Raw genomic sequence first — 5,121 nt, forward strand, 5'->3', positions numbered from 1 at the left:
ACCTGTCGAGCCACAAGCGCGCATCGGTCCAGGTACTTATCGAGGCTGCAGGCGCAACCCTTCGCTTCCTCCCGCCCTACAGCCCCGACTTCAACCCGATCGAGAAAGCCTTTGCCCGCCTCAAGGCCATGTTGCGAAAAGCCGGTGAGCGATCCGTCTCTGGCCTGTGGGATCTCATCGGCAGGCTCGTCGACCTCTTCAAGCCCGCCGAGTGCGCCAACTACTTCAGCTGTTGCGGATACAATCCGGAATGAGTGGAAAACGCTCTAAACGGAACCGGTTTGAGAGTGTGCCAAGGCAAACCGCGGTACCGACGCCAATCTGGATCCGCTCTGGCGTGCACAGGGAGCGGCACCGGCGCTTCCTGCCATGACTACGACAGGAAGCAGGGCAGGGCACCTATGTGCCAAAAACGCATCCTTCTCGATCTGGCCATCTGCCCTCCGTCTTAGAATCCGACGATCGGGCGACCGATTGGTGCTTGGCAGAACATGACACTACTATCTCCGCCATTCCAAAAGTATGAACGGCATGGCTTGCATAGCCCCCATCACGAAAGTGACACCTGACTCCTTGGATAAGGGGCAGTGGCATCATGTTGCTCCGACCTCGGGGCCATGACGAGGGGCAGCGCAGGGCCAGGAAGCAGCATACAGCGCCGCCCAACCAAGCTTAAAGCTTCGATGATGCATTTGGCTTCAGGCCGCTAAATGTGACGAACGTAAAGTGCCGGCAAGACGAGGGCAGGGCGAAACGAGGGTCAGGCGGTTCGGGTGATCGCACACAAGGGGCACACCCATGAATGATCTTCTCAGCGTAACCGAGACCCGCGCGAACGCGCGCCCGAGAAGGCAATTTCAACCCAGCCGTGTCTGATCCTCACGGCCGAGGTCTTCGGCGCAGCGGATGCCCCTTCAAGCCGGCACTGGAAGCGTCTGCCATCGCGGCGTTCACGACTAGATCATGAACGGGAATCAGGCAGGGTCACGGCGGCCTAGTAGGTCGGCGTATCCTGATCTAGCCACAACATGCCTCCTGCAACGTCCTTGCATTCGTTCGTCGATCATTTGCCCTTCTCGTACACCCATCTTGCGATATGGATCGGAAATGGTTCGTCGCGGTCAAAGCCGCCCCTCCATGCCGGGCCGACGCTGCGTGGTACGGATAGCAGAACTAGCCAATTGTTGAACAGCCAGCCTGGTCCGGCTTTCGGGATCCTCCGCTAATCAATCACGTCAACCTCGCTACGAGGCACAGTTATGACGGCGGCCCGCTGCCGTGCCACCGTCCCGTGATAGATCCGAGGAAATCTGCCGTGATCAGCGGGCCTCAACCGAGCAAAGATCGTAAGCGGAGCCTGAGCCCCACCTTGCGCGTATGATCTGCCCGGCCGAGTCTCGCCGCCTTTGATGGGGGCGGAGATGGCTGGTGCTATGATGATGTCATCTGTGGACTTCGGGTAATCGCGGTCTGAGTCGAGCTCATGATAACGTGCCGCGATCCGGTGATTGTCCGGGTAACGCGAGCATGATCGGAGAGCTCCAATGATGTACGTGGGACTAGACGTTTCTCAGAAGTCGACGGCTATTTGCGTGGTGAATGAGCGAGGGCAGCGCCAGTGGCGTGGCACCTGCCCCAGTGACCCGCATGTTCTGGCCTCACAGCTTAAGCGTCACGCCGGCGCGGATGCGAGGATTGGCATCGAGACCGGCGCTATGACACCGTGGCTCGTACATGGCCTGCGCCAAGCCGGCCTAACGGTGGACTGCCTAGACGCACGGCGAGTGAAGGCCGCTCTGCAGATGCGGCTCAACAAGACAGATCAGAACGATGCTGAAGGCTTGGCTCAGGTGATGCGCACGGGTTGGTACCGCCCTGTTCATGTAAAGTCGCTGGACGCTCACCGGGCGAGATCTTTGCTGGGTGCCAGAGCGCAGCTGGTCGGCATGCGCACGCGCCTCACCAACATCATCCGTGGCATCCTCAAGACCTCAGGCATGCTGCCAGGATCAGGGCGCGGCCTACGCTTCGATCGACGCGTCGAAGAGCTCATCCAGGACGACCAGGAAGTCTGCATGGTCGTTCGTCCGCTGCTTGCGACATTGCGGCACGTAGGCGAGCAGATCACCACGTTCGACAAAGCGGTGCTCCGTCAGGTTCGCGCCGATCCAACCTGCCGCTTGTTGATGAGTGTTCCTGGCAACGGGGCCTTGTCGTCGCTCGTTTACGTGAGCACTGTCGAGGACCCAAAACGGTTCTCGCGATCCCGGGCTGTGGGAGCGCACTTGCGTTTAACACCCCGCCGATACCAGTCCGGTGACATCGATCGTAGCGGCCGGATTTCGCGGTGCGGCGACAGTCTGGCGCGTACGCTGATGTACGAGGCGGCCATTGTGATCCTGCATCGGGTCAAGCGAGCGTCACAGCTGAGTGAATGGGCACAGGCCATCGCTCAATGAGCCGGACCGGGGAAAGCGCGCGTCGCATTGGCTCGCAAACTTCCCGTCATCCTGCACAGCATCTGGCGATGAGGAGAGGCATTCCGCTGGTCTGGTGCCACACTTTCGGCCTGATACGTCGACTTAGTCCGGCACGCGCCGGACGCTACTGTCGCCCTCGGGCGAGGTGTAGGTGACTGCGTGGATTGGGGCCTTGGGTGCGCCACGAGCGCAAACCCGTTGTGGACCTTGCAGCACCTGCGCTTCCGGGCCGGACCAGATGTTGCGGCGGCCGATGCCGACCGCGTAGAGAACCGTGATCCGGGCGAAGTAGCTGCAGCAAGGCTTGACGAAGGCGGCGCGATTAGAGAACGGCCCCTGCGGCGCAAGAGCTCGTTTGGTATGGTTTCGCTGGTCGGATGCTGCCATCTGTCCGGCCTCGATGCCGCGTTGTTCGCAGCGGGCCAGTATGGGAGTTCGCGGACCGGATCCAAATGATGTGAGCGTGCTCGAGCGCACAACGACATCGACTGGTTTTTCCTGCCCCGTCTTACCGACTTTTGCGCCATACCTTCCTTCGACCTTGCCGTCCTCCGACAACCTCTGACGGATCAACGACCTAAGCCGCCGATACCTCCGGAGCTCTGTAATTTTCTTGTTTAGCGAGCAGTGCCCAGACGATGCGAGCCGTCTTGTTAGCGAGCGCTACAATCGCCAACATCCGCGGCTTGCGCGCGAGCAAAGCGTTGAGCCATGAACCCTCTTTGTCGCCCCGTTTGCATGCGTGGCGCACAACGGCGCTACTGCCGATTATAAGGAGGCGCCTGAGCGTTCGCTCTCCCATCTTCGAGGTTCGGCCGAGCTTCTGCTTGCCCCCCGTAGACTTCTGCAGGGGGGTGAGGCCCAGCCAGGCTGCAAAGTCTCGCCCCCGCCGGAATGTCTCAACCGGCGGCGCCAAAGCTGCGATGGCAGTCGCCGCAATTGGGCCGATCCCCAGGATGGTCATCAGCCGTCGTGAGATTGGATCTGCCTGGGCACGCTGCTTGATTTCCAAGTCGAGTTCATCGATCTGACGATCCAGTTCCTTCAGATGTGCATACATCGTCTGAAACATTCGCCGAGCAGCCTCGGGCAACGAACTTGTTTGTTCCTCGAAGATCTTCGAGAGCTCAATCATCCAAAATGTTCCCTTAGGTGCAACCCAACCATACTCAGCCATGTGACCTCGAATGGCGTTTATGGTCTGAGTTCTCTGTCTAACCATGAGATCGCGGGTCCGGAACACCATTGCTGAGGCCTGCTGCTCTTCACTCTTCACTGCGACAAAGCGCATGTTTGACCGTTGTGCTGCTTCGCAGATCGCCTCAGCATCGGCGGCATCATTCTTGTGCCGCTTGACAAAGGGCTTGACGTAGGCGGGCGGGATGAGCCGGACTTCATGGCCCGTTCGCGCGAGCTCTCGCGCCCAATGATGAGCTCCGCCGCAGGCCTTCATAGCAACAAGGCAGCGTGGCTGTTTGGCGAGGAATGCCAGGATCTTACGGCGCGTTATGCGAACGCTAAACAGTTGCCGACCTGCTGCATCAGCTCCGTGGGCTTGGAACACATTCTTTGCGATATCCAAGCCGATCGTGTGAACCTCGTTCATAGTAACTCCTTTCGTCAGTACTCACCATCCTAGTATTTGCCACATCTGAGCTGTCGGGGGGCGTCCATCCCATCATGTGATGATGCTGGTACGAGCGGGGCTCAGCGGCTTGAGATCTTCACTGGCGCAGGAGAGCGCCGGGATTGGCCACCTGAGGTAAAGGTCTCGATCGTCGCCCAGAGCCACTCGGGACACGAGTCCACCAGCGCTGTGGCTCGCAGGCATGCGATGTGCCCCTCACAGCTATTCACCTGGCGCCGCGAGCTCCCGCAAGCAGATGCAGGCTCAAGGGCTGACATTGCCCGCCACCCCGGCGGCCGCGCCGCTGTTCGTCCCTGCCGTGGTAGAGCCCGCCGTGCCGAGCGACGCTGGTTCGGTCGGCAGGCGTCCACGACGTCGGCGCCGATCATCGCCGGGTGCTGTGGAGCTGGAGATTGATGGAGTGGCCGTGAGGATCGCGTGCGGTGCCGACAAGGGGCTGATCGCGGCGGTAATCCAAGCTCTCAAGGCGACGCGATGATCGGACCTGGTGTTGGCGCACGCGTCATGGTCGCAACTCGGCCTGTGGATTTTTCGTAAAGGCCCAGACTCCCTGGCGGCGCTCGTGGGTGCCGAGTATGGCGGTGATCCCTTTTCGGGGGTGATCTACGTTTTTCGAGCCAAGCGCAGCGACCGGATCAAGCTGATCTGCTGGGACGGCACTGGCCTGTGTTTGATGGCCAAGAAGCTGGAGCAAGGAGGCTTTCGCTGGCCGGGCATCCAGGACGGCGTGATGCGCATCACGGCGGCCCAACTCGGCGCTTTGCTGGAGGGTTTGGACTGGCGCCGCGTGCATGGTGGCCGGCGTCCGATAGCACCGCAGATCGCCGGTTGACGCGGGTTTAAGCTAGTGATTCACCGATCTGGAAGGTAGTGTCCCATGGCGTGGTGTAGGAAGGGCCCTTCGATGAGGTGGCCATCGCCGATCTTCGGTTAGGGTTCGGATGCGAACTCGAACCTGAAGGAAGATAGCGATGACCGATGCCAAGATGGCCT

At 60.5% G+C, this 5,121-nt stretch carries 6 protein-coding genes; 4 read left to right on the forward strand and 2 right to left on the reverse strand.

All coding sequences use genetic code 11. The annotated features are described in order from the left end of the window. On the forward strand, window positions 1-254 hold a 254-nt coding region (locus tag GV044_RS19350), incomplete at its 5' end, for a transposase (protein WP_201299166.1). 1,293 nt (window positions 255-1,547) lie between these two features. Beyond that, on the forward strand, window positions 1,548-2,459 hold the full coding sequence (locus GV044_RS19355; RefSeq protein WP_236555117.1) for an IS110 family transposase: 912 nt from the start codon (window positions 1,548-1,550) through the stop codon (window positions 2,457-2,459). Between the two features lie 123 nt (window positions 2,460-2,582). On the opposite strand, the gene GV044_RS19360 is transcribed toward GV044_RS19355, so the two are convergent. Beyond that, window positions 2,583-3,038 carry a hypothetical protein gene (locus GV044_RS19360; protein ID WP_236555115.1) on the reverse strand — a complete coding sequence of 152 codons (456 nt, stop codon included), beginning with the start codon at window positions 3,036-3,038 and terminating at the stop codon, window positions 2,583-2,585. A 19-nt stretch (window positions 3,039-3,057) separates the two neighbouring features. Continuing rightward, window positions 3,058-4,086, reverse strand: coding sequence for an IS110 family transposase (locus tag GV044_RS19365; RefSeq protein ID WP_159873996.1), 1,029 nt, complete (start codon window positions 4,084-4,086; stop codon window positions 3,058-3,060). A gap of 36 nt (window positions 4,087-4,122) precedes the next feature. Here GV044_RS19365 and GV044_RS19370 point away from each other — a divergent pair, with 36 nt between their 5' ends. Beyond that, window positions 4,123-4,524 carry a transposase gene (locus GV044_RS19370; RefSeq protein WP_236555116.1) on the forward strand — a complete coding sequence of 134 codons (402 nt, stop codon included), beginning with the start codon at window positions 4,123-4,125 and terminating at the stop codon, window positions 4,522-4,524. A 91-nt stretch (window positions 4,525-4,615) separates the two neighbouring features. Beyond that, on the forward strand, window positions 4,616-4,960 hold the full coding sequence (gene tnpB, locus GV044_RS19375) for an IS66 family insertion sequence element accessory protein TnpB (RefSeq protein WP_201299168.1): 345 nt from the start codon (window positions 4,616-4,618) through the stop codon (window positions 4,958-4,960). The last annotated feature ends 161 nt before the right edge of the window (window positions 4,961-5,121 follow it).

Source organism: Novosphingobium sp. 9U, from assembly GCF_902506425.1.
Lineage (GTDB): Bacteria > Pseudomonadota > Alphaproteobacteria > Sphingomonadales > Sphingomonadaceae > Novosphingobium.

Excerpts from the sequence above, each read along its gene's own strand:
- GV044_RS19355 (WP_236555117.1), top strand. The coding sequence starts at position 1,548 with ATGTACGTGGGACTAGACGTTTCTCAGAAGTCGACGGCTATTTGCGTG.
- GV044_RS19365 (WP_159873996.1), bottom strand. The coding sequence starts at position 4,086 with ATGAACGAGGTTCACACGATCGGCTTGGATATCGCAAAGAATGTGTTC.